General features: G+C 60.9%; 20 protein-coding genes and 2 pseudogenes. 5 read left to right on the forward strand and 17 right to left on the reverse strand.

Annotation, left to right across the window (positions count from 1 at the left end; genetic code table 11):
* Window positions 1–7: 7 nt before the first annotated feature.
* Both USDA257_RS19235 and USDA257_RS19240 read right to left on the reverse strand, forming a co-directional pair.
* Window positions 8–2,701 (reverse strand): cation-translocating P-type ATPase, encoded by a 2,694-nt coding sequence (locus USDA257_RS19235; protein ID WP_014764623.1) that lies wholly within the window; start codon window positions 2,699–2,701, stop codon window positions 8–10.
* Window positions 2,702–2,715: 14 nt separating this feature from the next.
* Window positions 2,716–3,390 (reverse strand): BON domain-containing protein, encoded by a 675-nt coding sequence (locus USDA257_RS19240; RefSeq protein ID WP_014764624.1) that lies wholly within the window; start codon window positions 3,388–3,390, stop codon window positions 2,716–2,718.
* A gap of 140 nt (window positions 3,391–3,530) precedes the next feature.
* On the opposite strand from USDA257_RS19240, the gene USDA257_RS19245 reads away from it, so the two are divergent.
* Window positions 3,531–3,986, forward strand: a complete 456-nt coding sequence (locus tag USDA257_RS19245) for a pyridoxamine 5'-phosphate oxidase family protein (RefSeq protein WP_014764625.1) — start codon at window positions 3,531–3,533, stop codon at window positions 3,984–3,986.
* A 60-nt stretch (window positions 3,987–4,046) separates the two neighbouring features.
* On the opposite strand, the gene USDA257_RS19250 is transcribed toward USDA257_RS19245, so the two are convergent.
* The 5 genes from USDA257_RS19250 to USDA257_RS19270 all read right to left on the reverse strand — a co-directional run bounded on the left by USDA257_RS19250 (window position 4,047) and on the right by USDA257_RS19270 (window position 11,181).
* Complete coding sequence (locus USDA257_RS19250) at window positions 4,047–4,880, reverse strand: universal stress protein (RefSeq protein WP_014764626.1); 834 nt, start codon at window positions 4,878–4,880, stop codon at window positions 4,047–4,049.
* A 201-nt stretch (window positions 4,881–5,081) separates the two neighbouring features.
* Window positions 5,082–5,906 carry a universal stress protein gene (locus USDA257_RS19255; RefSeq protein WP_014764627.1) on the reverse strand — a complete coding sequence of 275 codons (825 nt, stop codon included), beginning with the start codon at window positions 5,904–5,906 and terminating at the stop codon, window positions 5,082–5,084.
* Between the two features lie 76 nt (window positions 5,907–5,982).
* Entirely contained in the window at window positions 5,983–8,682 is a 2,700-nt protein-coding gene (locus tag USDA257_RS19260; protein ID WP_014764628.1) for a bifunctional acetate--CoA ligase family protein/GNAT family N-acetyltransferase, read from the reverse strand.
* A gap of 153 nt (window positions 8,683–8,835) precedes the next feature.
* Window positions 8,836–10,401: a PAS domain S-box protein gene (locus USDA257_RS19265; protein ID WP_014764630.1), complete on the reverse strand. Its 1,566-nt coding sequence runs from the start codon at window positions 10,399–10,401 to the stop codon at window positions 8,836–8,838.
* A 30-nt stretch (window positions 10,402–10,431) separates the two neighbouring features.
* Window positions 10,432–11,181 carry a Crp/Fnr family transcriptional regulator gene (locus tag USDA257_RS19270; protein WP_014764631.1) on the reverse strand — a complete coding sequence of 250 codons (750 nt, stop codon included), beginning with the start codon at window positions 11,179–11,181 and terminating at the stop codon, window positions 10,432–10,434.
* Window positions 11,182–11,319: 138 nt separating this feature from the next.
* Between USDA257_RS19270 and USDA257_RS19275 the strand changes: the two genes are divergently transcribed.
* Window positions 11,320–12,063, forward strand: coding sequence for a response regulator (locus tag USDA257_RS19275; protein ID WP_014764632.1), 744 nt, complete (start codon window positions 11,320–11,322; stop codon window positions 12,061–12,063).
* A 57-nt stretch (window positions 12,064–12,120) separates the two neighbouring features.
* Here USDA257_RS19275 and USDA257_RS19280 read toward each other — a convergent pair whose 3' ends face one another.
* Entirely contained in the window at window positions 12,121–12,576 is a 456-nt protein-coding gene (locus tag USDA257_RS19280; protein WP_041414419.1) for a hypothetical protein, read from the reverse strand.
* Between the two features lie 274 nt (window positions 12,577–12,850).
* Between USDA257_RS19280 and argF the strand changes: the two genes are divergently transcribed.
* Window positions 12,851–13,876: an ornithine carbamoyltransferase gene (gene argF / locus USDA257_RS19285; RefSeq protein WP_014764634.1), complete on the forward strand. Its 1,026-nt coding sequence runs from the start codon at window positions 12,851–12,853 to the stop codon at window positions 13,874–13,876.
* A 231-nt stretch (window positions 13,877–14,107) separates the two neighbouring features.
* Here the strand turns inward: argF and USDA257_RS19290 are convergent, their stop codons facing one another.
* The gene (locus USDA257_RS19290) at window positions 14,108–15,415 is read right to left on the reverse strand and encodes a glucoamylase family protein (protein WP_014764635.1); all 1,308 of its coding nucleotides are present in this window, start codon (window positions 15,413–15,415) and stop codon (window positions 14,108–14,110) included.
* A gap of 267 nt (window positions 15,416–15,682) precedes the next feature.
* Here USDA257_RS19290 and USDA257_RS19295 point away from each other — a divergent pair, with 267 nt between their 5' ends.
* Window positions 15,683–17,281: an MBL fold metallo-hydrolase RNA specificity domain-containing protein gene (locus USDA257_RS19295; RefSeq protein ID WP_014764636.1), complete on the forward strand. Its 1,599-nt coding sequence runs from the start codon at window positions 15,683–15,685 to the stop codon at window positions 17,279–17,281.
* Window positions 17,282–17,375: 94 nt separating this feature from the next.
* Entirely contained in the window at window positions 17,376–18,710 is a 1,335-nt protein-coding gene (locus USDA257_RS19300) for a trypsin-like peptidase domain-containing protein (protein WP_014764637.1), read from the forward strand.
* A gap of 16 nt (window positions 18,711–18,726) precedes the next feature.
* On the opposite strand, the gene USDA257_RS19305 is transcribed toward USDA257_RS19300, so the two are convergent.
* From USDA257_RS19305 to USDA257_RS19335, 8 genes and pseudogenes are all read right to left on the reverse strand, one after another.
* Complete coding sequence (locus USDA257_RS19305) at window positions 18,727–19,926, reverse strand: efflux RND transporter periplasmic adaptor subunit (protein ID WP_014764638.1); 1,200 nt, start codon at window positions 19,924–19,926, stop codon at window positions 18,727–18,729.
* A 3-nt stretch (window positions 19,927–19,929) separates the two neighbouring features.
* Window positions 19,930–22,293: an ABC transporter permease gene (locus USDA257_RS19310; protein ID WP_014764639.1), complete on the reverse strand. Its 2,364-nt coding sequence runs from the start codon at window positions 22,291–22,293 to the stop codon at window positions 19,930–19,932.
* Window positions 22,294–22,298: 5 nt separating this feature from the next.
* A complete protein-coding gene (locus USDA257_RS19315) occupies window positions 22,299–23,018 on the reverse strand; it encodes an ABC transporter ATP-binding protein (protein WP_014764640.1) in 720 nt (239 codons plus the stop codon).
* A 230-nt stretch (window positions 23,019–23,248) separates the two neighbouring features.
* A pseudogene (locus USDA257_RS37975) lies at window positions 23,249–23,425 on the reverse strand (Hsp20/alpha crystallin family protein); the annotation flags it as partial.
* Window positions 23,426–23,457: 32 nt separating this feature from the next.
* Window positions 23,458–23,946: pseudogene (locus USDA257_RS38555) on the reverse strand (DUF6448 family protein); the annotation flags it as partial.
* Between the two features lie 99 nt (window positions 23,947–24,045).
* Entirely contained in the window at window positions 24,046–24,546 is a 501-nt protein-coding gene (locus USDA257_RS19325; protein WP_014764642.1) for an SRPBCC family protein, read from the reverse strand.
* The gene (locus USDA257_RS19330) at window positions 24,543–24,746 is read right to left on the reverse strand and encodes a DUF2933 domain-containing protein (protein ID WP_014764643.1); all 204 of its coding nucleotides are present in this window, start codon (window positions 24,744–24,746) and stop codon (window positions 24,543–24,545) included. Before USDA257_RS19330 ends, USDA257_RS19325 begins: the two co-directional genes overlap by 4 nt.
* A complete protein-coding gene (locus tag USDA257_RS19335; RefSeq protein WP_014764644.1) occupies window positions 24,743–26,944 on the reverse strand; it encodes a copper-transporting P-type ATPase in 2,202 nt (733 codons plus the stop codon). The genes USDA257_RS19330 and USDA257_RS19335 overlap by 4 nt, the downstream gene beginning before the upstream one ends.
* Window positions 26,945–26,986 lie beyond the last annotated feature (42 nt).

Genomic DNA, 26,986 nt, shown 5'->3' on the forward strand with positions numbered 1-26,986 from the left:
GCTGAACTCACGAGGCGCGCATGTCGACGGGCCTGCTGCGGACCCGCCATTTGTCGAATTCCATGACGAAGAAGATTGAGGATGCGGCCAGGAGCAGCATCGCCCATTCCAGCAGCGATATCGGCGACAGTCGCAGGACCTCTCGCAACCAAGGGGTATACATGGCGGCGATGTGGAGCGCCTGTGCCGCTACAATAGAGGCAAGCAGAAGGGGATTGGCAAGGAACCCGAGCGCGAAAATGGATTTGCGCTCAGAACGGCTCGTGAGGGTCTGGAAGTTCTCGAAAAGGACGAACAACAACAGCAGCAGATTGCGGGCTTCGCTTTCGCCGTAGCCCTGCTGCAGCAGTACGTAGAACATTGCGAAGCCTCCGGCTCCCATGACGAGCGCGGATTGCCATATCCGCCGGACCATGATCCGATCGAAGATCGGTTCGGACGGCCGGCGCGGCGCGCGGCTGAGTTCGTCACCTTCTGGACTCTCGCCGGCGAGCGCAATGTCCTGGATGCCGTTGGTCACGAGATTGAGCCAGAGCAACTGCACGGGAAGAAGTGGCATAGGCACGCCGAGCGGAATCGCCAGCAGGAACAGCAGCAGTTCCGCAGCACCTGTCGACATCAGCATGAAAATGACCTTGCGGATGTTGGCGTAGGCGACGCGGCCCTCCCGGATGCCGCTGACTATCGAAGCGAAGTTGTCATCGGTGATGACGATGTCGGCGCTCTCCTTGGCGACCTCCGTGCCCTTGCGCCCCATCGCCACGCCGATATGCGCGTGCTTCAGCGCCGGCGCATCATTGACGCCGTCGCCCGTGACGGCGACGAAATGCCCGTTGCGGGCCAGCGAGAGGACGATCGCCAGCTTTTGCGAGGGGGCAACGCGCGCATAGATGCGACCATCGCGGATCAGTCCGTCGAGACTTTCCTGTCCCTTTTCCTCGGCCCTGCGCACGTCATCGCCGGTGACCACCTGGTCATCGGTGAAGGTCAGCCCGGCATGGGAGGCAATTGCCGCCGCGGTTCTCGGATCGTCGCCGGTGACCATCGCCACATCCACGCCTGCCGTGTGGCAATCGCGAATGGCTTGCGGCACTTCCGGCCGTACCGGATCCTGCATTCCCGCGAGACCCAGGAAGACCAGATCGACGAGGAGGTGCCGGCCGAAGCCTCCATCTGCCTCGATCGCCGTCTCGCCCTCCGCAAAGGCAAGCACCCGCAGGCCACGCGCGGCCATCTCTTCCTTTTGCCGGAGGAGGAGCTCCCGATTGATCGGCTCGGCGCGACCTGCCATGTCCATCCGGTCGGCCATCTCAATGAGGGTTTCCGCAGCGCCTTTGACGAAGATGCGAATGCTGTCGCCGTGGTGGTGGAATGAGGCAGCATATTTGAGGTCCGGCTCATAGGGAATGCGGGCGACGAGAGGATAGTCATCGTCGATTGCCTCCCGCGGCAGCCCTGCCTTGTAGGCGGCTGCCAGCAATGCAACGTCGACCGTATCGCCGACGGCGGTCCAGCCGTTCGCTTCCTTGACGAGCGATCCTTCGTTGGGCAGCGACGCGGCCTTAAGCAAGGCAATGGCACGTTCCCGCGCTTCCGCGGGAGGGGTTCCGTCGCCCCGGATCGCACAGGCGTCCAGGTCGGCACCCGTATCGCAAACAATATCGGTGCCGTCCGGCAATCGTATATCCGTCACAGTCAATTCGTTGAGCGTCAATGTGCCGGTCTTATCGGTGGCGATCATGGTGCAGGAGCCAAGCGCTTCCACGGCGGGCATTCGGCGCACGATCACATGAGCCTTCGCCATACGGCGCATGCTGATTGCCAGCGCGACCGAGATCGCTATCGGCAGACCCTCCGGAATTGCACTTACCGCCAGTCCTACGGACATCATGAACAGCTCGTTGAGCGTCATCGCGCGGGCAATTCCCACAACGACGAGAAGAGCGACTGCAGCCGCGACGATCCAGGCGATGAGCTGGGAGAAGCGTTCCAAGCGGATCATCAAGGGAGGCTTGGCAAAGGATGCCTTGCCGATTTCGGCGGCAATCTTTCCCATCTCCGTGGTCGCAGCCGTAGCGACGACGACGCCGCGTCCGCGACCACGCGTGACGAGAGTGCCCGCGAACGCCATGGGGCGCTCGCGCTCTCCGGGAGCAGCCTCGACGACCGGACCGGATTTGTGCACCGGTGCTGATTCGCCGGTGAGCAGGGACTCGTCACAAACGAGATCGGTCGCCCACAGGAGCCTGATGTCGGCCGGCACGCGTCCGCCCGCCTCAATGGCCACCATGTCGCCCGGCACTAGGAGCCGAGCGTCGATTTCCCGCAAGCGTCCATCGCGGATGACGTTCGCATACGGCTGTTCAAGCCGGCGCAACGCCAAGGCGGCTTTGCCAGCGGTGTGCTCCTGCAGAGACCCGATGATGCCGTTCGCGATGAGTACGATGCCGATGAACAGCGCATCTTGCAGATCGCTTAATAGGAGAGATACCAGTGCCGCAGCCAGCAGAATGTAGATCAGAGGGCTGCGGAACTGGCGCACGAAAGTGATTGCGAGCGAGGAGGCTCGCGGTTCCGGAAGGCTGTTCGGGCCAAATTGCGCAAGCCGAAGGCGAGCCTCCTCTTCTGTAAGTCCGACACCCTCGCTACCGACAAGGGCTTCCCTGCGCGGAGTAAGATCGGGGAGGGTCGCGTAGGTCATCCGAAGCGCTCCATTCAGGAATTGAATCGGCCTTTGGGTTCTTCGATTGTCAAGTGATCCTCAACCGCCGTCACGCCTCGAGCCGACCAGGCCGCTCGCTCCGCCATGATCCTTTCGCGCCGGCTTTGAACCTTCCCCCGCAAGGTGACATGACTGCCGGATACTTCTACGTCGATGTTTTCGGCTTCTATCTCAGCATTGCGTTTTAGCGCCTCTCTGATGCCATGCCTGATCTCGAGCACATCCATCATGGGACGGATCCTGAGGCGGTTGTCGATTCCGGTGATGCCCGTCAAGCGACGCACCAAGCTCTCGGCTGCAGAGCGCTGGAAATGAAAGTCGACCGTTCCCTCCAGGGTCACATAACCGTTTTCGATTTTGACTTGGATGTCCTTGAGGTCGGCGATTGCGGCTCCCCAAGCAAGGATTTTTACCACGCGACTGGCGATCTCGTCATCGGCAGCCTTCTTGTTCTCTGGCAAACGCACGACGATTTCCTCGGCGATCGCGCGTACGCCCTTCACTCTTTGGGCAACCCGTTCCGCAGAGTGTTTTTCCGCAAAGCTGTGAACATGGCCCATCAAAGTGACAACGCCGTCTTCGACCGTGACGCCGATGTTCGCGGCGTCTATGCTGGGTTCATATTCGAGCTCATCCAGGATGTCCTGGCGCAGGCGAATGTCGCTCATGATCGTCTCCTTCCTCAAAACCACAACGACGGCCAAGTATCGGCCATTCCAGACTGTCGGTCTTTGAGGGACATCAAGGCACGAGCGCCCCTGGAGATTTAACCTCAACCAATAGATCGACGCCGTAAGGAGGGGAGATCATGTTCATCAAGGAATTGTCCCGTCACGAATGCAACAGCGTGGTCCAGGCCGCTCACGTAGCTCGCCTTGCCTGCTGCAAGGAAGGCAGGCCGTATATCGTGCCGATCACCTATGCTTTTGCGGGCAACTGCCTTTATTGCTTTTCCATGCCTGGCCAGAAGATCGACTGGATGCGCGCGAACCCGTGTGTGTGCCTTCAAGTCGATGAGTTTTCAGGTGAGCGCCGGTGGAAAAGCGTCCTTGTATTCGGCCGCTATCAGGAGCTGCCGCCGGAAGGGCGATGGCAGAGAGAGTGCATGCATGCCTGGTCGCTTCTCGAGGCGCGACCAAACTGGTGGGAGCCGGGCGGGCTAAAGCCTGCACCACAAGGCGTCGCAGCCTCTTCGCCGCATCTCTTCTTCTGTGTCGCTATCGAAGACATGACCGGCCGAGGCGCATACGAACGTGAGGCATGACGGCAAATGATAAAGGCGCCGTTCTATGCGGCGCCTTTATTTCGATGTGACAGGGAATGTTCAGTGCACCATTAACACCGGAACAGCAGGTGCTTCAATCATCGCCTTGGTAACACCGCCGAATATTCTTTCGCGAAGACGAGTATGCCCGTACGCCCCCATCACGATCAGATCGGCAGAGGTATCGACGGCATGCTGGATTAGAACCTCTTCGACGCGGCGTCCGGCGCTCGGAAGCCGATCGACGGTCACCTTGATGCCGTGGCGAGCGAGATAGGTGGCAACATCAGCACCCGGTTCTTCGCCGTTTTTGGTCGAAGCTGCGTCCGGATCGATCAGGACGACATTCACTTCCTCCGCGCTCTCCATCATTTCCAAAGCTTCGCGGGCCGCTCTCGCGGCTTCCATGGTAGAGTTCCATGCGAGAACAATTTTCTTCGGACTCAAGGTGACGGATTGGCGATCGGCTGTGAGCAGAACCGGTCGCGCCGAATAGAAGAGCGCGCCGTCAATGGCACGCGCTCGCAACGGAGCATCCGTCTTCAGGCTCGCGCCGATCAACGTAACGTCCGCATAGCGTGCGCGGTTGCCGATATCGTCATCGGCCCATGCGGTTTCGCAGTAGATGCCATTTGCATCGAATGAGATCCCGAGGCCCTTCAGCGTCGCTCGGGCTCTCTCCACCGCCTTTTCCAGTTGCTGCATATCCTCGGCCCGTTCGTCGAGCCAAGCGACCGACATGGCCGCATACTCTCCGAGCGGTGGTGGAGCGGCAAGCTTGACCAGCAGAACCGAAAGATGGGCATTTGCGGCCGCGCAGAGATCCGCTGCCGCTGTTAGGTCGTTTTCGTGCTGGTTGCCATCGATCACCAAAAGAATTGTCTTGTAGGTCATTGCTTTTTCCTCCGAAGCCGATTGGCAATTTCATAAGCAATGTGCTTCAGGTGACGGCGGCTACATTGATCGTTGTCAAGAAGCTCCCGCCTGACTGCGGCACGAGTGTTGCATTCCTTTAAGTCGAATTGGCCGGGTGCGGCGCGATCGCATATCCGCACCGAGCACCCGCGCCCATGTTTCTATCTGGCTTGAGTAATGTCAGCGGACCATCAACACCGGCACAACTGGCGCCTCGATCATCGCCTTGGTAACGCCCCCGAAAATCCTCTGGCGAAGACGTGTATGTCCGTATGCGCCGATTACAATCAGGTCGGCGGTGGTATCAATTGCATGCTGATTGAGAACCTCGTCGACCCGGCGTCCGGCGCTGGGAAGCCGATCGACGGTCACCTTAATGCCGTGGCGGGCAAGGTAAGTCGCCACATCTGCGCCAGGTTCGTGGCCATTCCAGCGAGAGGCCGTAGGATCGACCAATACCACGTTTACGCCTTCGGCATCTTTCATCATGTCGAGCGCTTCGCGAGCCGCCCTTGTGGATTCGAGGCTTGAATTCCACGCCAGCAGAATCCTCTTGGGAAGCAAGGTTACTGATCGACGATGGGGTGCAAGCAGGACCGGGCGCGCCGAATAGAAAAGGGCGCCTTCGATGGCGCGCGCCCGCAACGACGGGTCCATGTTGGTCCCGATCAATGTAACATCAGCGTAGCGTGCCCGCTCTCCGACCAGATCGTCGGCCCGTGCAGGCTCGGTGTATTCGCCGGCGACGTCGAACGAAAAACCCACGTCCTTGAGCGTCGTTCGTGCCGCCTCGATGGCCTTTTCGAGCTGTTCTATCTCGGCCGCCTGTATGTCCAGCCACGCGACCGAGAGGCCCGCATGGTCCCCGAACCGAGGTGGAGCCGCGACCTTGACCAGGAGGACCGAGAGATGGGCGTTGGCGGCGGCGCAGAGAGCTGCCTCCGCTGTGAGGTCCGTTTCAAACTGGTTTGCATCGAGCACTTGAAGAACTGTCTTGTAGGTCATTGCTCTGGTCTCCCCAAGCGGTGTGGTTTTCTAAAAGCCAATCTACGCCAGATGGGGGCCGCGACATTGATTTTCGTCAAGAAGCTCCCGCCTGAGATTGCAGTGCCAGTGATGCGACCCTGAGGGTCGCATCGGTCGGGTGCGGCGAGATGGCAAATCCAAACTCGCGGCACATTTTCAGCATCTTCGCATTGTCACTCAGAATGAGACCTTCGACGCGCTTCAGACCGTCGGCTGCAGCATAGTCCCTCAGATGAGCCAGAAGAGCCCAGCCAAGACCTTGCCCCTGCAAGTCGGTCCTGACCAGCAAGCCATATTCGGCCGTTTCGTGATCGGGATCCGCGTAAAGCCTGGCAATTCCAGCGAGCTCGCCGCTTTCATCATCGAGAGCGACGAAGGCCATCTCGCGCTCATAGTCGATCTGCGTGAGCCTCACCAGCATCTGGTCCTGAAAGTGCTTGCGGGATGACAGGAAACGAAATCGGATGTCAGCCGGAGACGTCTTTGCCAGAAAATCCGGGTATAGAGCCGCATCGGACGGTCTGATCGGCCGCAGATGGTAAGCGCGTCCAGCGAGCGTAACCTGCTTTTGCCAATCGCTCGGATATGGGCGGATCGCGAGATCGCGGTTGGGGCCGGGGCGCGCGACAGCCTGCGGGTCGATTTCGATGCGCGCGTCGAGCGCGATGACGCCCTCGGCGCCGGCGACCAGCGGGTTGATATCCATCGAAAGCACGCAGGGGAAATCGGCGATTAGCTGCGATAGCGCCGTGAGCGCTTTGCAGATCGCTGCTCTGTCTGCTGGCGGCTCGTTGCGGAAACCGGCGAGGAGCTTTCCGACGCGTGTCCGATCGATCAGGTCCGCAGCGAGCATGGTGTCAAGCGGGGGAAGCGCCACTGCGGTGTCTTCGACCACCTCGACGGAAACGCCGCCCGATCCGAATAGAACGACCGGGCCGAAGATCGGGTCTCGAGTGATCCCCAGGATCAGCTCCCACGAGTGTCTGCGTTCAATCATCGGCTGGACGGCAAAGCCATCGACAACGGCATATGGGTCGTGCGCCTTCAGCCGCGCGACAATCGCCTCGGCGGCTTCTCGGGCGGCGATAGGGGTTAAGATATCGAGGACGACGCCGCCCACATCGGATTTGTGCGTGATCGACTTCGAGATCAATTTGACGACGACCCTCGTCGCGTCCTCGAGAAGCGATGCGGCAACCCTTTCCGTCTCCTCCGGCGAGCTTGCAATAGCGGTTCGAGGGACTGGAATGCCATAAGCCGCAATGACCATCTTGGCTTCGGGCTCGTTCAGCATACGGCGGCCTTCACGAGCCACCTGTTGCAAAATGGATTGGACGACTGCACGGTCCGCAGGCGCCTCCTTCGTCCGGCTAGAGGGCACCCGCAGCAGCGCCTCCTGTGCCTTCGACCACCTGGCGAGATAGGAAGCCGCCAATGCAACGTCGGACGGTGTGTCGTAGCTTGCCAGCCCGGACTGCTGCAGCACATGACGACCCTCACGAGCGGTCAGGCCGCCCAACCAGCATGTCAGAACGGGCTTGCCCGAGATTGTCCCGGACCGCGCAAGGGAGGCGACGGCACGAGCGGCATCAACGGGCGAGGCAAGGGCCGTCGGGCAATTCATGACGATCAGGATGTCCACCCGTGGATCCTGAGCGACGATCTCGACCGCTGCCTTGTAACGCTCGGGCGAAGCATCGCCGATTAAATCGACGGGATTGGCGCGCGACCAATTGGCGGGCAGGTTTCGATCCAGGCCGCGTATGGTATCCGGAGAAAGATCTGTAAGCTCGCACCCTAGGTCCACCAGCCGATCCACGGCGAGAACGCCGGCTCCGCCGCCATTGGTGACGATTGCGACACGGCTGCGCTCAAGAGGGCGAAAGCGCGCGATGGTTTCCGTTGCGTCGAACAATTCGCCAAGCCCTTCGATTCTCAAGATACCGGCCCGGCGCAGAGCCGCGTCGACGACCCTGTCGGCACCTGAAAGCGCGCCAGTATGCGTGGCCGCCGCTTTGGCCCCCTCTACGTGCCGGCCCGACTTGATGGCGACAACCGGCTTGACCCGAGCGGCGGCGCGAGCCGCCGACAGAAACTTCCGGGGATTTGGGATGGTCTCGAGATACATGACGATCGCCCGCGTCTTGGGATCGCCAGCCAGCAGGTCGAGGAAATCGCCGGCGTCAGCATCGGCCATGTCACCAAGAGAGACGATCTTGGAGAAGCCGACATTGTTGTCAGCCGCCCAGTCGATCAATGATGTCGCGATTGCTCCGGATTGTGAAAGCAACGCGATGTCGCCTGGCTGAGCCTGCAAGTGCGCGAAGCTCGCATTCAGCTTCGCTGATGGGACGATGAGGCCTACGGTGTTCGGCCCGATTATGCGAAAGAGAAATGGTTTCGCTGCATCGAGCATCGCTTGTCGCAAACCTTGGTCGGCATTCAGGCCAGCCGTGATGACCACCGCGGCGCGCGTTCCCTTCACGCCCAGCTCATGGATGAGCGCCGGCACGGTTTTCGGAGGTGTGACAATAATCGCGAGGTCGGGAACACTTGGAATGTCCGCTACACGGCGATAGCAGCGAAGACCTGCAACCTCGTCGTATTTGGGGTTCACGGGCCAGATTTCGCCCTCGAATGCTGCCGCCATCACGTTTTGGACGATAACCCGGCCAAGCGATCCGCTGCGACTTGAGGCGCCGATAATCGCAAGCGACTTCGGATTGATGGCGTAATGAAGATTGCGAATGGTCATAGCGCGGTCTCCATCTTCGCCGATTGAAGATATCGAAACCTCAGGGCAGCGCGTTGATCGCGCTCAAAACGACAATCCACGTGGAAAGTTAATGCATTCGCGATCGCAGCGCCGTCATCCTCATCGACCAGCCCATCCTGCACATCGTGCACGTCAATCCAGTAGCTCGCGAAGCCGCAGCGCCAGCTCTCTGGCCGTGTAGGGTTTTTGCAGCCAGCTTCCTGCGGCCCTCCCGGCCGCGCTCGGCTCGGCATAACCCGACGTGAACAGCATCTTTACATCGGGTCTGAGCGCGCGCACATGCTGGGCCAATTCGTCGCCATTCATTCCTCCCGGCATTATCATGTCCGTAAAGACGAGGGAAACCTCCGGATGCTCCGCAAGCAGTTGAAGGGCCCGCGCGCCGGCCTCGGCCTCGATGACTGAATAACCGGCGTCCTGGAGACGCGAGACCACGACACGGCGCACGCGCGCATCGTCTTCCACGACAAGGATCGTCTCACGACCTGTCGGAATACGATCGTGACCGGCATCTTCTCCTTCAACCTGGGCAAGCTGGTCTTCTCCTTGGGCCGCTGGCAGAAAGAGGCGCACGCTCGTTCCCCGATCGGGTTCACTATAGAGCTGTATATGCCCGCCGGACTGTTTGACGAATCCATAAACCATGCTGAGGCCGAGACCTGTTCCCGCCCCGGTTCGCTTCGTTGTGAAGAACGGCTCGAAGGCGTGGCGTTTGACGTCGTCGCTCATTCCGACGCCCGTGTCGGTGACGGCAACGAGGACATAGTGTCCCATCCGTACCTCGGGGTACATCAACGCATAGTCGCGGTCGAGAATTGTCGTCGAAATTTCAATCGTCAGGTGGCCACCGTTTGGCATCGCGTCGCGCGCGTTCAACCCCAAGTTCAAAAGCGTGTTCTGAAGCTGGGAGACGTCTATAAGGGCGAGATTGTCGCTGCCGTTTACGATCGTGGACAGTTCTATTGTCTCGCCGAGAGTTCTGATGAGGAGCTTGGAAAAGTTCGAGACGAGTTCGCCCACGTCGATAAGCTTCGGGTTAAGAGGTTGCCGCCGACCGAATGCGAGCAACTGTGCCGTCAGCTTTGCACCATCATCAGCCGCCGCCTGAGCTTCTCGTAAGAGAGCCCTCAGCTTCTTGTCTTGCAGGCGGGCCTCGATCATCTCCAGATTGCCGGTAATCACAGTCAGCAGATTATTGAAATCATGCGCCAAGCCGCCGGTTAGTTGCCCGACGGCTTCCATCTTCTGTGCTTGCCTGAGCTCTTCCTCAACCCGCTGACGGCTGGTCAGGTCCCGAATGAAGCCGGTGAATATCCGGCGACCATCAGACATCGCTTCTCCGACCGAAAGCTCCATGGGGAAGGTTGTGCCGTCCTTTCGTTGTCCTGTCACGACCCGTCCAATTCCGATAATGCGCCGTTCCCCGGTGCGCAGATAGTTATTTAGATATTGGTCATGCGCCTCGCGGTGGGGAGAGGGCATCAGGATCCTGACGTTGAGCCCGCGTACCTCGCCTTCGGCATATCCGAACAGGCGTTCCGCGGCTGCGCTGAAAGAGGAAATCATGCCGCTTTCGTCAATCACCACCATTGCCTCGGGGACGGTATCCAGGATTGAACGAAGATGTGCCTCTCGCGCTGCCAGATCGGCCTCAGCGCGTCTGAGATTTGTGATGTCGCTCTCGGTTTGCACGACCACTGGCCTCCTCTCCCTTTAGCTCGGCCGTCTTCACGCGTTGGCCGATACATACGGAGCACGCGGTGCGAGAGACGGCACCCAATGCTCGCTTTCGTCACCGTCCGCCAGTGATCGAAGCGTTTCCATCTTCAGGACCGTGATCGAGCGGCGTTCCGGTGTCGCGATGATACCGCTATTTGCAAGCTTTGTTATAGTGCGGGATACTGTCTCGATTGTCATGCCAAGGTAATCCGCGATGTCGAGCCGCGTCATGGGAAGGTCGACGACCCAAGTACGCTCGCAAATCTCGCATCGCGTCATCATCAGGAAGAAATTCGCCAGTTTTTCCTCGGCGCTCCGGCGGGAAAGAAGGACTGTTTGATCCTGCGCGGCGGTCATCTCATCACGAAGTTTGGAGAATAGTTGCTGCTGCAAGTGCGGATAGCTTGCCACTTCGTCTTCGAAACGGCGGCGAGGGAAGCGGCGAAGCTCCACGGCGGAAACGGCCTCGACCGTATAGAGATAACGCTCCTTGAGCGATACGCCGAGAAGGTCTCCGGGACGCAGGAAGCCGACGATGATCCGTCGGCCGTCGCCGAGCAGCCGCAACGCGCGCAGCATTCCATCCGCGACCTCGAAGATATGCGTCGCCTCGTCACCTTCCCAGAAGACGGCTTGACCGGGCGCGACTCTTTCGACGGGTCGCCGACTAAATAGACAGGGAAGATCCGGTACAGGCAAAGCCGCCAAACCCATGGCTGCTGCTCGACCCTCCTTGATTCTTAGGACCTGAACGCTCATGACTGCCCTCCATCTTTCGTGATGGCAAGAGTTGAACGCCGGGCCGTAATCTCATGACGACACGCGTGCAAAAATCGGTACGATATTGTGACAAAGTGTAACGGCGCTTTGAGGGAAGGCGCCGTTCGGGGTAGCTTCATGGCGAATGCGCGAGCCTTACCGGAGCACATTCTCGTCGTCGATGACGATCCGAGAATCCGACAGATGCTGTCTCGCTATTTCGAAGAGGAGGGATATCGCGTCAGCCTGGCGGGCGACGGAGACGAGATGCGCGCGTGCCTCGACAAACAACCAATCGACATCATTCTGCTCGACCTCGTTCTGCCTGGCGAGGACGGACTAACGCTTGCACGCGGTATACGGGCGCGCTCGGACGTACCACTCATTATGCTGACCGGTCGCAATGACGTGGTCGACCGGGTCGTCGGGCTAGAGGTTGGTGCGGACGACTACATCGCGAAACCCTTCCATCTTCGGGAGGTCTTGGCGCGCATCAGGGGAGTTCTTCGTCGCCGCCAGCTTCAACTTTCGCAGAGCGATCGCGATGCGCCGTCAGCAGAAGTCTATTATTTCGAAGGGCTGCGTCTTGACATTGATCGCCGCCAACTGGTCTCGGATGACGGACGGGAAGTCCCTCTGACTACCGGTGAGTTCGACATGCTTTACGTACTTGTGAAGCATGCCGGCCGCGTGCTGCAACGCGAATTGTTGATGGATTTGACGCGAGGGAGAAACCTTGAGGCTTTCGACCGCACCATCGACGCGCAGATCGCTCGGCTGAGACGCAAAATAGAGCGTGACCCTAGCCGCCCCGCTCTGATCAAGTCGGTTAGAGGTGTAGGATATGTCTTTAGCGCAAGGGCGACACGCCAGCACGCCTAGGCTCCGCCGCATGGCCACGGCACGCGGACAGAATCGGTTCTCAGGCTTAAGTCGGGGCTATTGAACAGGTATGAGGATTCCGCGACCATCTCGCGGCAGGGTGGCCCTGGACCCTGGCCAGTCGGTTGGGTCGAGTGCAGCGACGCGAATGAACCCGCAATTGTATTTGCGAGCGACCGCCATGAAATACTCGACAAGCGAGTTGGCCACGCCACGCGTGTCCCCCGCGCTTATAATGATGAAGACCGGCACGTCGAGCATTCTGCCGTATATTTCGTTCTGCACTGGACGCATGATGCAGACTCCGGCGATATAACCGAGCGGATTCTCTGCGGTCACTATTCCTTCGACATAAAGTGCCGGGCATTCTCGGGCGACGGTCGCTGCGCAGAATTCGCGCCAAGCCTCCAAGTCGAAATGGCAGCCCGCGGCGTCGATCAGTCGGTACGCTTTGTCGACTTGATGGCGCTTGATCGGACCCACGGTGTAGGCAACAGCCATGTCGCTCTCCATTAGAAAATGCATCCCAGTCCCAACCGTCGACCTCGAGGACAGGCGCAGTCCGCGGATATATCTTCAGCCACCTTCAACTCAGAGCCGCAAACTTGTTCATGTGCATTGACGGAGCATTTTCCGGGAAACGAGATGGGCGGTCATTGATCTTCATCAAAGCCGTGGAAGCGCCTGAGTTTGACGAGAATCAAAGCCTGCGAGTCATATCCGTTGTTCAATTCTTAATCGGCAAACGTTGCAATTTTCGGCGATAACCAAAGCGACGGGGCATGCCATGTCCATCAGTCTTCGAGGCCGCAGCGTCCTGACGCTCGACGAATTCACTTCAGAGGAGATCGGGGTTCTGTTGCAACTCGCCGCCGAGTTGAAGGCTGACAAGCGAAGTGGCAAAGAAATCCCACGGCTCCGCGGCAAGAATATCGCGCTTCTGAGCGAGGAGGATTCGATCGGCACTCTCTTCGGATCTGAAGTTGCGGCCTATGACCAAGGCGCGCGCGTCATCAGCCTGACGCTGCCCGCTGGCTATGCAGGGCAATGCGGATCACTGAAGGACACAGCCCGTATGCTCAGCAGGATCTACGATGCCGTTGAATATTGCGGCCATGCCCAAAGTGCCGTGGAGGAGTTGGCGGCTCACGCCCACGTGCCTGTCTACAATGGCTTTACCGATGAATCGCATCCGATCCAGGCGTTGGCAGATTTGCTGACGATGCGGGAAGCCGCAGACAAGGCGCTGCCGGAGGTCACGGTCGCATTCCTGGGTGACGGTCGCAGTGCTGTCGCTAGATCGCTCGCCTTAGGAGCGGCGAAGCTCGGCATGGACTTCCGCATCGTCTCGCCGCCGATATTTTGGCCCGCTTCGTCCTTCATCGACGGTGTGACCTCGGAAGCGCGCAAGAATGGCGGGAAGTTCACGATTCTGGAACATGTCGGCGCCGGGGTGTTGGGTGCCGACTACGTCTACACGGCTTCGTGGCTAGGAGAGCATGAGGCGGGTTGGGCCGAGCGCATCAGGTTGCTGGCGCCTTTCGGCGTCAGGGCCACCGTCATGGAAGCCACCGACAATCCGCGTTGCAAGTTCATGCATTGCTTGCCCGCTTTCCACGACAGCAGCACCAACGTCGGAGCCCGCGTTGCGAAGCAGTTCGGTCTCAACTGCATGGAAGTCTCGGACGCGATCTTTGAATCGAAAGCTTCCGTGGTTTTCGACCAGGCGGAAAACCGGATGCACACGATCAAGGCTATTTTTGTCGCGACCATTGGGGGTTGGGAGACCGATGCGCGAGAAAGAGATTGTTGATAACTAACCGACGACCGTTTGTGACCCCAAGCGGATCTCGCACATCAGCATGCGAAGTCCCAATCGGTTGCGAGTTGTCGGTCGCTCGTCTGCCAAAACGAAAGCTTGGGCCGAGATGCAAGTTTGCGGCTTGGCTGGCCCGTTTACGCACGCGGACCCGCTGCGGGTTAGCGGTTAGTTCCGAGTGTCTGGCCGAGGCCCATACCGCAGGATACCTTTCGCTGGGACCGATCAATGTTGCGCATTCAGCCAACCGCCGTCGAAGCCGGCGCGCCGCAATCCCGTCACTACATAAGGGCAGGTCCGCATTAATCGCCACACCAAGCCGCTGCAGTGATTTTCAATCATCAGCACGATCGGCCCCTGATTGAGTCCGAAGTGCCAGGACGACACCCACCAGCCATAGGGGTTACCCGGCTCGCCCGGATGGGTCGGGTTGAACGCCGCCTTGAATCCATATCTGTTGAACATCGTCAGCTTGGCCTGATGAACGCAGTAGTCGATGGCTTGCAGGACGATTTCCGGCGCGAACGGCAAGGAGGCGACGACCGTCCAGGGCGCAAGCGTCCCGTCGTCGGGCCCATAAGGAACGCCGCGGCCGACATAGTCATAGAACTCGCGCTCGACGCCCTCTAGCTTGAGCGTCGCAGGGCCGGGACCCTCGCTAGCGGTTATCCCCCAGCAGCATTCTCGGTAGCCGTCGAACTTGCGCGGGTTGTCAATTGCATAGGCTCGCTGCACATGAGTCGCCCGGCGGCTGTTCTCGAAGTAGTCGAGGCCCTTTCCGCGCATGTAAGCGTCTTGAATCCCGCGAAAGTCGATCCAGACGTGGGACAATTGGTGCGTGAATAGCGGGCCCGCGTAGAGGTATTCATAGCCGTAGCAACTCTCCCACCGATATGTGGAGCTCCAGGCGGCGTAGCTCGATTCCTGGAGCGGATGGGTCGGCGATCCGAGCCCCAAGATGTAGAGAAGCAGCGCCTCGTTATAGCCCTCCCAGCGATACTTGAGAAAGCCGGTCTCCGGTGTCCAGCCGTGCGTCACCGTCGCTGCGCCATTCAGCGCCCACTGCCAATCCGTTCTCCGGTAGAGTGAGTCTGCGACCTCGCCTATTTCCCGTTCGCGATCTTCGGCCGCGTCGAAGTACGCCGCAGCCGACAAAGCCCCAGCCAGGAACAGGGCGGTGTCGATTGTCGACAGCTCGCATTGCCAGGCGCGACGCCCGGTCGCCATGTCGAGGAAGTGGTAGTAGAAACCTTTGTACCCAGTGGCATCGGGCTCCGGTCCCTGAGGACTGTGTAAGAAGAACCGGAGCGTGGCCAGCGTTCGCGCCACGGCGGCTGAGCGGCTCATCAGTCCGCGCTCCACGGCGACGGGGTAGCAGGCGAGCGCGAGACCTGTCGCGGCGATGCTCGATGGCCAGTTCAGGGCGGTCTTGTCGACAATCAGCCCGTTGGCGGGGTTCACTTCGCTGAGAAAGTAGTCAAACGTGTCCCTCTGAAGTTGGCGAAGCTCACCCATAGACCCGGCCGCTTCCATGCTTGCCTCCTGCCCGCGCGAACATGCGCGGCAGCGAAAACACCGGACGAGTTCACAGTATACCCGATCGCCAGCCATGAAGCTCTTGTTGTGCGGCACAGATGGCGCCTTGTCGCCCAAGTTCGCCGATCGACAGGACTGGTTGAGGAGCCACATCGTTTGATGGTCATCCTCGAAATGGCGCTTCGTCTTTGATCCGCATCAAGTCGCCCACCTGCGCGAGCGTGCATGCTCAGGCATGCCGTCTTTCAGATTAGGTTTGCGACCATGGCGATTGAACCGATCATCCGTTTTCATGGTGCCGCAGGAACCGTTACAGGCTCCTGCCAACTCGTCGAATTCGGTGCCACGAAGATCCTCGTAGATTGTGGTCTTTTCCAGGGATCGAAGACCGAGAAGGAACTGAATTACCGTTCTTTTCCGTTCGATCCGAAGAAGATCGACGCTGTCATCCTTACACATGCGCACATTGATCATTCCGGTCTGCTGCCGAAACTTGTTCGGCTCGGTTATGACGGGCCGATCTTCGCTACGTCCGCTACGGCCGACCTCTGCTCCGTCATGCTGGCGGACTCTGCCCACATCCAGGAGAGCGAAGTCGATCAGCTCAATCGCCGCAATCTGCGCCGCGGGCGGCACACTGTGACCCCCATCTATACCGCCCGCGATGCCGCCGTCGCGGTTACGCTGTTTCGCCAGGTGCGCCTGGGGTCCTGGGAGCGGACCGGGGAGGGAATTCGTTTTCGATTCTGGAATGCGGGACATCTGCTCGGATCGGCTTCGGTTGAGATGGAGATCGATGCCGGGCCGTCAACATTGCGCTTGCTTTTTTCGGGCGACATCGGTCCGCGACACAAGCTCTTGCAGTTCGATGCGAAAGCGCCGAGTGGTTGGGACTATGTCATCTGCGAGAGCACCTACGGCGATGTCGAGCGCAAGGAAGCAGACGATTCCGCTCGGCGTCACACCTTACAGTCAGAGGTCTTGAATGCGACGCATCCGAACGGTGCGTTGATAATTCCGTCCTTCGCCGTGGAGCGCACTCAGGAACTGCTGACTGATCTTGGCCACCTGATGGAAACCGGCGCCGTCCCCAAAGCGCCAATCATCATTGACTCTCCCCTTGCGAGCCGTGCGAGCGAGATTTTCCGCAGACATGCGCGCGAGCTGGAAAACGGCGACGCTCTTGTCAGGGCCATCGAGTCGAAAAACGTTCGCTTCACGGAGACGGCGGAGCAATCCAAGGCAATTGATTTCATCAGGGGCTTCCACATCGTCATCGCTGCGAGCGGCATGTGCGAGGCCGGCCGCATTCGACACCGATTGAAGAATTGGCTTTGGCGAGATGAAGCGACAGTGCTGTTGGTCGGATATCAAGCGGCCGGCACGCTCGGGCGCCTTCTCGAAGAGGGGGCGTCTGCTGTACGCATCCAGGGGGAGGACATCCATGTCCGTGCTCGGATCAGGAAGCTTGATATTTACAGCGGCCATGCCGACGGGACTGAGCTTGCCGAATGGGTGCGGGCCCGGCAGCCAATCAGCGCTGCTGTGTTCCTCGTGCACGGAGAGGAAGACGCGCTTGAAGGGCTGCGCCAACGCCTTTGCACCTTCTTGCCTGAGGATCACGTGACCCGACCGAGGTTAGACAGCGCGTTTCGTCTTGGCACGCACGGCGCAGTTGAGATCTCCGAAGCAATCCGTCCGCCGCGGATCGACCCGGTTCGGGCGGGAAGGACGGATTGGCACAATGACTTTCAAAAGCTCATCCTCGATCTGCAGGACGAACTGGCCGAGGCCGCCGACGATAAGGCGCGTGGCGTCGTGATCCGCCGGTTGCGTCGCGCCTTGCAGGAAGAAGAGGCGTGAGGTGTTCCAGCCACGCACATCGGAATTGACGCGTGTCAATGCACGGGCGGCCAAAAACGGCTGCAATCGCGGCACTGGTGTTGGATGGAGCGCAATGATGCTCAGGGTTTCAAGATTGCTGGTCCTAGCTGTTCTTCTCAACCTTTTAGCCTGGGTCGGCGAAGCAAACGCAATTGACGCCAGCGTAGCCGCTATGTTGGAGCGGGTACAGCCGGCGGTCGTCAGCATCCGCACCGCGAGCAGCGGCATCTTCAGAAGCGAGATGCTCGAAGATCCGAATGTCCGGAGAGTTCTGGGCCTGCCGGACAACGTGCTCATCGTTCAGACGGGTGCAACCGCAACGGGGTCCGGCGTTATCGTTGACCAGCAGAATGGCTACATCGTCACCAGCCGTCACCTCGTTGCGGACGCCGACGATGTTTCTGTGACGCTCGCGGATGGACGGGTCTTCCCGGCCGCCAGGGTAGGGGAGGATGTGCCAACTGATCTTGCAGTGGTCAAGATCGATGCGTCAAATCTTTCCGCTCTGAAGTGGGGAAATTCCTCGGAACTAAAGGTTGGTGACTTCGTAGCCGCGGTGGGCAGTCCTTTCGGCCTGACGCAGACGGCGACCTCCGGCATCGTTAGCGGCTTGGGTCGCTCTGGCTTGGGTGCCGATGAATACCAGGATTATATCCAGACGGACGCGGCCATTAACCCCGGCAATTCCGGCGGTGCGCTGGTTAGTGCATCCGGTGATCTGATCGGCATCGCGCGCGGTATTCCCGCAACAAGCGAAGCAAGCACCGGCATCGGCTTTGCGATTCCGTCGGATATTGCCGTGCAAATCGTGCGGGAACTCATCGCTCACGGAGAGTACAGGCGCGGCTGGCTCGGCCTTTCCGTAGCGACCATCGCGGGCGCCCAGGACGGAGGAACCGCTCGCACACAAGGTCTCCTTGTGAATGAATTGGCCTGCAATTCGGCGGCGGAACGGCAAGGTGTGCGGCTTGGCGATGTCATCCTTGCATTGGATGGCCGCACCTTCTCGACGGACGCCGCCTTTAGAAACGCGATCAGCCTGCTTCCGGCGAACGCTCGCATTACGCTTGATATTCGTCGAGGATCCAAGTCGCAGAAGCTGCATGTCACGCTTGGGGACTCGACCGATCGAAGCGAGTTGGTGACGGGGCAGGTAGCGGTCACCCTGGAGTTCCCACCTACCAACGGTTCACCGGCTTGCGCGCCCACGGGGCCGGTCCTTGTTGAAGTAGCCGCCGGCAGCGCCGCCTATTCGATAGGACTGAGGGCAGGAGACTACCTGACGGCTATCAACGGCGAGCCGCCCGTCTCTGCGGATCAGGTTCAAAGCGTTCTGGAAAGCACGGAGGGGAGCGCTTCCATTGACGTCCTGCGCGCGGGAACCGCGTACCGGCTAGAACTCGAATAAGCGCAAGCGACGCGGGCTAACGCTCAACAATAGTGACCCCATCCTTGATCCGGTCGCTCGGATAGAGGATAACTCTTTGTCCAGGGCGGAGCCCTTCTCGGATTTCGACTGAGAGGCTATTTCGCTGCCCGACGGCAACGCGGCGCAATCGCGCCTGTCCGTCTGCGGCGACAAAGACCGCCCACTCGTCGTCCTGGCGGAACAGAGCGCCAAGCGGCAGCCTGAGGACTTCACCTTCGAAAAGGATGACCTGCACGTCGACTCGATAACCATGCCCGAGCGAACGCCAACGTTCCGGCGGATCGGCAAAATCCAGGACGACGTCTACCCGCTGTTCCTCGATCCCGAGCGCCGACACCTCAGTTTTTCCGAAGGGCTCGATGCGCTGCACGACGCCCTTGAGATCCTCTCCGCCCCAGCCGGTGATAATTGCTTTCTGGCCGGGCCTGATCTGGACCGCATCCTCCGAGAGCAGATTGACGACGATTTCCAGATCCGCAGGATCGCCGATGTCGAGCAAGGGCGTTCCTGCTTCGACGACGCCCTCGCTGCGGCGCATGACCTGCAGGACGACGCCGCTCACCGGCGCCGTCACCGCGACGCATTCGCACGCACTGCTGCGGGTCCTGATCTCCTGGCGCGACAAGAGCCGCGACCGGGCTTGATGAAGCTCGTGCTCTCGCACTTTCAGACCGGCTTCGGCCGTGGCGAGATTGGCTTGTGCCACGTTATAGGCGCGTTCCGCATCTTCCAGGGAGCGCTGCGAGATCGTCCTGCGCTCGATCAGCATGCGGGCGCGGGCGCGCTCTCCCTCGGCAAATGTCAGGTCGGCCTTCGCCTTGTTGAGTTCGGCGGCGGCGAAATTATACGCGGCCCGCGCCGCCTCGACAGCGGCCTGCAGCTCCGCCTCTGTGCGAACGTCGAGAAAGGCGGGGGCGGCGGGCTCGATTTGTGCGAGCAAAGTATCCCCGGCCTTGACGACGTCGCCCGGCTCGGCGGTGATGCGTTGCAATTGGCCGCGCAACGGCGCGTGAAGTGTGTAGACATCGCGCACCCGCGTCTCGCCCTCCTCATCGATGGTGACGCGCAACGTGCCGGTCTCCGCAAGCGCGAGGTCGACCTGAATTGGCTGCGGCCGCAGCGCATAGGCGATGCCGGCAATAAGCAGCGCCAGTAAGCTGCCCCAGATGGCCAATCTGCGCTTCGCGACGCTCATAGGCTACTCCCTTGTCTTCAGCACGGCGATCAGATCCAGACGATCGAGACGCCGGCGCACGATCGCAGCGCAGACCAGCGTAGCCGCGAGCGCGATCAGCGCCGCCTTGCCGTAGGTTGCATCCCGCAAGACGAGCGGCACGCGGTACAGTTCCGTCTCGAAGGCGCTCGTCATGTACCATGCGAGGCCGTAGCCGATCGCCGCACCGAGCGGGATCGCAACCCATGTCAGGATGCCGACTTCTCCGAGGAGAATGTAGGAGATCTCCCAACGGCTGAAGCCGAGGACACGGAGCGTCGCGAGTTCGCGAGCCCGTTCGGAGAGCGCAATGCGGATCGAGTTATAAGTGACGCCGACGGATAGCGTCATCGAGAAGGCGACGAAGAAGCCGATGAAGATGAAGATCGTTTCGCCCATGGTCTTGTAGAAGGTGTCGATTGCAGCCTGGCGGAACAGAACGGCGGCGATGTTCGGGATGTCCTTGAGCCTCGCTAGCAGGGTCGCGCGGCTTGCGGCATCGACACGGATATGCAGGCCGCTCACGACGCGACCATCGCCGGCGATGCGATTGAGCGCGGCCATGTCCATGTAGGCGGGCGTGCCGAGATAGGTTTCGAAGATCTGCGCCACCGGTAGGTTCAATCGTACCTGACGGCCTTCCAGGAGTTCGACAGCCACGGTGTCGCCAGCTTTGACGTCCAGAAGTTCGGCGAGCTTGCGCGAGACCATAAGCCCGCCTGGAGGAACCTCGATGCGTCCGCGCTCCACGTCGAAGACGGGGCTGAGGATGGCGCCGTGCGGTACGCCGATGATTCCTTGGCGCTCGGCAAGATGCCCCTGGCTGATGCGCGCCGACGCATAGCGGTAGGGTTCCGCCGTCAGGACACCGGGTAGACCCCCGAAGTCTCCGACCGTGTCAATGGGCTGCAGGTCGTTGAACGCAACCGTCGCGTCCTGGTGCTGCCCGCGCTCGAAAACGGTTTCTGCGAGGGAGTCGATGGCGTCGACCCATTGCAGCGCCATGATCAGCACGGCGATCGACATAGCGAGGCCGAGACTGGCGAGGAACGCCCTTGCCGGCCATCGTATGATGCGCCTGAGAACCATGCGCGACGGTTCGTCCAAAGCGGTGGCGAGTGCCGATCGCGATGCCCAGGTGCGCCGATAGATCGGCGGGGAAGGGGGCAGCATGGCTTCAGCAGGCGGGAGCCGGACGGCGCGGCGGACCGCGGCGAGACTGCCGGCGAGCGCCGCGCCGAGGCTGATCGCGCCGGCAATCACGAAGCTGGCTGGGCCGGGGCGATAGAGCAGGAACGGAAAGCGATAGAACTTGGTGTAGAGCTCCGTGTTCCAGTGGCCAAGCCAGGCGCCGACCAGCGATCCGATCAGAATGCCGATCGTGCCGATGACTAGAACCATTTTGGCATAATGCCAGCCGATCGCCCAATTGCCATAGCCAAACGCCTTCAGGAGGCCGATCTCGCGACGCTCGGTCTCGATCAACCGCGCCATCACCATGTTCGTCAGGAAGGCGGCGACCGCAAGGAAGATGGTCGGCATGATCCGCGACATGTTCCTTTGCTGGGCGATCTCGCTTTCCAGAAACCAGTTTGAGGTCTGATCGGCGCGGCCGTAGGCTCCCGCGCCGCCGAAGGGGGCAAGCAGGTTGTCGAGCCGGCGGATGACGTCCCTTTCGTCCGCGCCGGGCAGGAGACTAAGCGTGACGCTGTTGAAGGAGGCCTTGAGGTCGAAGGCCGCAGCCAGCGCATCCTGACCCATCCATAGGATGCCATAGCGCTCGTCGTCCGGCATGAGGCCGCCCGGTGCGATCGCGTAGACGAATTCTGGGCTGAGCGCGGTGCCAACGACGTGCAGAGTGCGTTTGCGCCCCCTCAAGACGGCCTCGAAACTGCCGCCGGGCTTTAATCGGTGAGCCTCGGCGAAGGGCTCGCTCACGACCACCTCGTCGGGCCGATTCTTGTCAGCCAGACGGCCGGACCGGATCACCAAGGCGTTCAGAAGCTCAGGGCCTCGTTCGGGGAGCGAAATCAATTGTGCGACGACGGGCTCCGGAAAGCCCGGCATGTCGAGAATGGCGCCTTCCGTTATGCGCGTCTCGGCGAGTCGGACGCCTGGAATTTCCGCGATATCGCGGCTGAGATATTCCGGCGCGCGCTTCGTCTGGGAAAACACATTGGCAAAACGCGTTCGCTCGTAATAGGCGGCCGTCGTCTCTTCGAGCGCTTCGATGGTCGTCAGCGCCATGATCAGCAGGGCGGTGCCGGAAGCGATCACCAGCGCGATCGCGAGAATCTGGGCCTTCAGCCTCCAGAGTTCACGAAGCAGCCTTCGATCGAGACTACTCATCCTGCTCACCAGGCGAGTTCGCCGGGGGCGCGCTGAACGGCATTTTGCCGCGTTTCGACGATACGCCCGTCGGCAAAGTAAAGCACGCGATTGGCGATCTCGGCAATCACTGCGTTGTGGGTAATCAGCGCCGTCGTTGTGCCGAGTTCCCGATTGATCTTCAAAATCGCGTCGAGCACGAGGATACCAGTCTTGCTGTCGAGCGCGCCGGTCGGCTCGTCGCAAAGAAGCAGGTTGGGTCGCTTCGCGATCGCGCGGGCAATAGCGACGCGTTGCTGCTCGCCGCCGGAAATCTGCGCGGGAAAATGATCGAGCCTGTCGCCGAGGCCGACCATTGTCAGCGCGTCTGTGGGCGGCATCGGGTTCTTCGCAATCTCGGTTACGAGGGAGACGTTTTCGCGCGCGGTCAGGCTAGGTATGAGATTGTAGAACTGAAAGACGAAGCCGACGTGGTTGCGGCGGTAGAGGTTGAGCGCGCGTTCACTGTCCATTGTGAGCTCGTGGCCGCGAAACATAACGCTGCCGCTTGTAGGCCTGTCCAGCCCGCCGAGGATATTGAGCAAGGTCGATTTGCCACTTCCGGATGGCCCCAGCAGAACCACCAGTTCGCCCTCGCGAAGGTCCACGTTCACGCCGCGCAGGGCGTGAACTTCTACCGTACCCATCCGATAGATCTTGGTGAGTTCGCGTGCCTCAAGGGCAACGGCCGATGCCTCGTTCCCCACCACTCGCTCCTCCAATCGCCGGCATGTCCCTGCGATCCCCTCGATCATTGCTCTGTTTCAGGTGGACCATTCCGAAACATGATGCTCGATCTCCGGCGTTGGAAATCTTAGCAAATCTTTCGCCACTTCGGCGGTGATGTAGCGCAACAGGAGCGCCTTCACCCGGTCTCTCTCAGACGAATTCCCGTCCGCAACGGTCTAAGCTTTGCGGACGGGGAAATGACAGACGCTCAAGCCGGCTTGATCTGGATCTTGCGCTCGCTCTGCTGCGCTTCCGGGGTCTTCGGCAAGGTCACGGTCAGAACTCCCTTGGTGAAATTGGCGGTGATGTTGTCGGCATCAACGCCCTCAGGCATCTGGAATGCCCGCTGGAACGAGCCGTAGCGACGCTCCGAGAGCACCCGGTCTCGATCGCTTTCTCCACAACGGGTATTACCGGACCAACATCAAGTCCGGCCGGCTTGAGCCCAGTGTAGGGAGCGCCTTCTCCGGCTCGATGCAGCCGCACGGCAGTTTCGTAGAAGTAGAGGTCTGCGACCTCGCGCGCTGCTGGACTGCTCTTGCGAGCTTCCATCACCTTCGTGAATGCAATCATCAACTCTGCGGCGCTGCTCTCCTGAACGTAGGGCAGGACCAAACTGACGTCTTCCATGTCCAAGGCCTGGCGCGCGGCGGTGACAACCGGTCCGTCCATGCTGTCGCAATGTGGAGGCATGATAGATGTCCTCAAGTGCATCTTATCAATATTGCCGCATGTTGAAGGTTCGACATTGATCTGGGACAAAATCGGAACGACGTCTCCAGGGCGTTCGTGTGACTCTCGACCACCCCCGCTCCTAAGTGCCCGATCTGCGGTAGAACGAGGCTCGACCGGTCCGTGCCGCCGACGAGCGGTGGTTTGCCGGGCTGTGTTGACTCTCGGCGTCATGTCCCAGGATTCTGTTTCGGTGACTCTGGCTGATCGCAACCTAATCAGCTTGGAGCTCACGGTCGATTGGCCATGGTTTGGCTCATTCCCTCCGTCGACCTATGACCGCCCGCTGCCTTCAAACGCGTTCGCTGCGTCTTTCGCCATGCGGTTCACGCACCAGCGTGCGTAGATGGGGCCAAATAGCGGGCCGAGCAGCTTGCCCGCGAACGTGCCCGGATAATCATAGTCGATGCACACGCGCAGCCGCGAAGCCCGGCCAGAGGCATTGATCGCGAACCCCATCCGGTAGGAACCGATCACCAAGAGGTTGGGATGGCCTCGCGTCTCCCATGTCTTGCGGTGGGGTGGTTGCCGCTCGATGACGACTTCTTCGACGGAGAGCACGAGGCCGAGTATGTTGCCTTGCATCCTGATGACGGAACCGACGGTGCGGCCTTGGGCGTCGTCGAATTCGTATGACATCCGTCCGCCGAGCATCATCATCGAAGGCTTCTGCATGTGCGACCCGAGGCTGGCCTGGTCATCGAGGTAGTCAAAGAGCACCTCCGGGGAAGTCCCGATATCGGCAAGGGCTTGCGCTGAGTGAGCGTAGGTCATGTAAGATCGTCCGTCTTCGTCGTCCGATGATGATGGCGATCACTGCCGTGGCCATGGAAGAGATGCATCAACGGGCAGGCGAGCAGCAGAAGATAGGGCGCGAGGCCCAGTGCATGCTGCCAGTGCTCGCGGAGAACGAAGAAGGCGGCGATCACAGCGAGCGAAGCGGCGAAAAGCGTCCATTTGCGTTCCCACTTCATATCCGCACACTCCTCAATCTGAGAGAATTCCCAATCACGCTGACCGACGAGAGCGCCATTGCCGCGGCCGCGATAATCGGCGACAGCAGCAGCCCGAAGGCCGGGTACAGAACGCCCGCCGCGACCGGAACTCCCGCAGCGTTGTAGATAAAGGCGAAGAACAGGTTCTGCCGGATGTTCCTCATCGTTACATGGCTTAGCTGCCTTGCCCGCGCGATCCCCTGGAGGTCGCCCTTGAGCAGGGTTACGCCTGCGCTCTCGATCGCCACGTCCGTTCCGGTGCCCATGGCGATGCCGACATCGGCGGCCGCCAGCGCCGGCGCATCGTTGACGCCGTCTCCGGCCATGGCGACGATCCGGCCTTCGCTGCGCAACCGGGCGACGATTTCGCTCTTGTGATCCGGCAGCACCTCCGCTTCCACCTCCGTGATGCCCAGCTTGCGCGCGACGGCGTTGGCGGTGGTTTTGTTGTCCCCGGTCAGCATCACCACCCGGACGCCTTCGCTCAGCAATGTCTGCACGGCCTCCGGGGTCGTCGCCTTGATCGGGTCCGAAATCGCGAGCAGGCCGCTGACACGCCCGTCGATGGCGACGAAGATGACGGTCGCTCCTTCGCCCCGCAGAGCCTCGGCCTCCTTTGCGAGGGCCGACACATCGACGCCGGACTCCTCCATGATCCGGTGGCTGCCGATGATCAGCTTGCGCCCGTCGACGGAACCGGTGACGCCTTTGCCGACCGGGCTGTCGAAGTCTTCCGCCTTGCCGAGCGCCAGGCCGCGTTCCGACGCGGCGTCGACGATGGCGGCCGCGAGCGGATGCTCGCTGGCGCGTTCCAGGGTCGCCGCCAGTCGAAGCAGCTCGTTCTCGGTCAGCCCCTCTGTTGTGGCGATCGACGTCACCTTGGGCTTGCCTTCGGTGAGGGTCCCCGTCTTGTCGACGACGAGCGTGTCGACCTTCTCGAAGCGTTCCAGGGCCTCGGCGTTCTTGATCAGCACCCCGAGGCGTGCGCCGCGGCCGACGCCGACCATGATCGACATCGGCGTGGCGAGACCAAGGGCACAGGGGCAGGCTATGATCAGCACCGCGACAGCGGACACCAGTCCATGCGTGAAGCGCGGTTCCGGTCCCACCCACATCCAGACGGCAAAGGCGATTATGGCGATCGCGATGACCGCGGGGACGAACCATCCGGAGACCTCGTCGGCCAGGCGCTGGATCGGAGCGCGCGAGCGCTGGGCATCCGCCACCATCTGCACGATCCGCGACAGCATGGTGTCGCGTCCCACCCTGCCAGCCTCCATGACGAAGCCGCCCGTCTTGTTCATCGTGCCGCCGATGAGGTTCGCACCCACCTCCTTGGTGACGGGCATCGATTCTCCGGTGATCATCGATTCATCGACGGAGCTGCGGCCATCGACGAGGGTGCCGTCGACCGGGACCTTTTCGCCCGGCCGCACACGCAGCCGGTCGCCGACGGCAACCGCCTCAAGCGGCACGTCTTCGTCGGTCCCGTCGTCCCGGATGCGACGGGCCGTCTTCGGGGCGAGGTCCAGAAGCGCCCGTATCGCGCCGCCCGTCTGTTCTCGGGCGCGCAGTTCCAGAACCTGCCCGAGCAGGACGAGCACTGTGATGACGGCGGCCGCCTCGAAGTAGATCGGTACCGCTCCGTCGGCCGAACGGAAGGTGGCGGGGAATAGGCCGGGCGCAAGCGTGGCCACGACGCTGTAGAGCCAGGCCACCCCGGTGCCCATCGCGATCAGGGTGAACATGTTCAGGTGCCGCGTGACGATTGACCGCCATGCCCGTTCGAAGAATGGCGCGCCTGCCCACAGGACCACGGGCGTTGCGAAGACGAGCTGCAGCCAGTTCGATGTCTGGGCGTCGATGAGCATATGCAGATCGACGAGGTGGCCGCCCATCTCCAGCGCCAGCACTGGTACCGTCAGAACCAGCCCGATCCAGAACCTCCGCCGCATGTCGATGAGTTCGGGGCTCGGCCCCGTTTCGGCGGTCACCATTTCCGGCTCGAGCGCCATCCCGCAGATCGGGCAGTTTCCAGGGCCGATCTGCCTTACCTGCGGATGCATGGGGCAGGTATAGATCACGCCTGCCGTCGGCGTCGCTCGCGACTCATCGGCGCGAACGGTCGCGGCTCGATCGTCCAGAGGATTATGGCGATGGCGTGGATCAATGCTCATCCAGGCATCCTATCCGTTCGGGACGCCAATTCTTTGACCGGC

This window comes from Sinorhizobium fredii USDA 257, assembly GCF_000265205.3.
Lineage (GTDB): Bacteria > Pseudomonadota > Alphaproteobacteria > Rhizobiales > Rhizobiaceae > Sinorhizobium > Sinorhizobium fredii_B.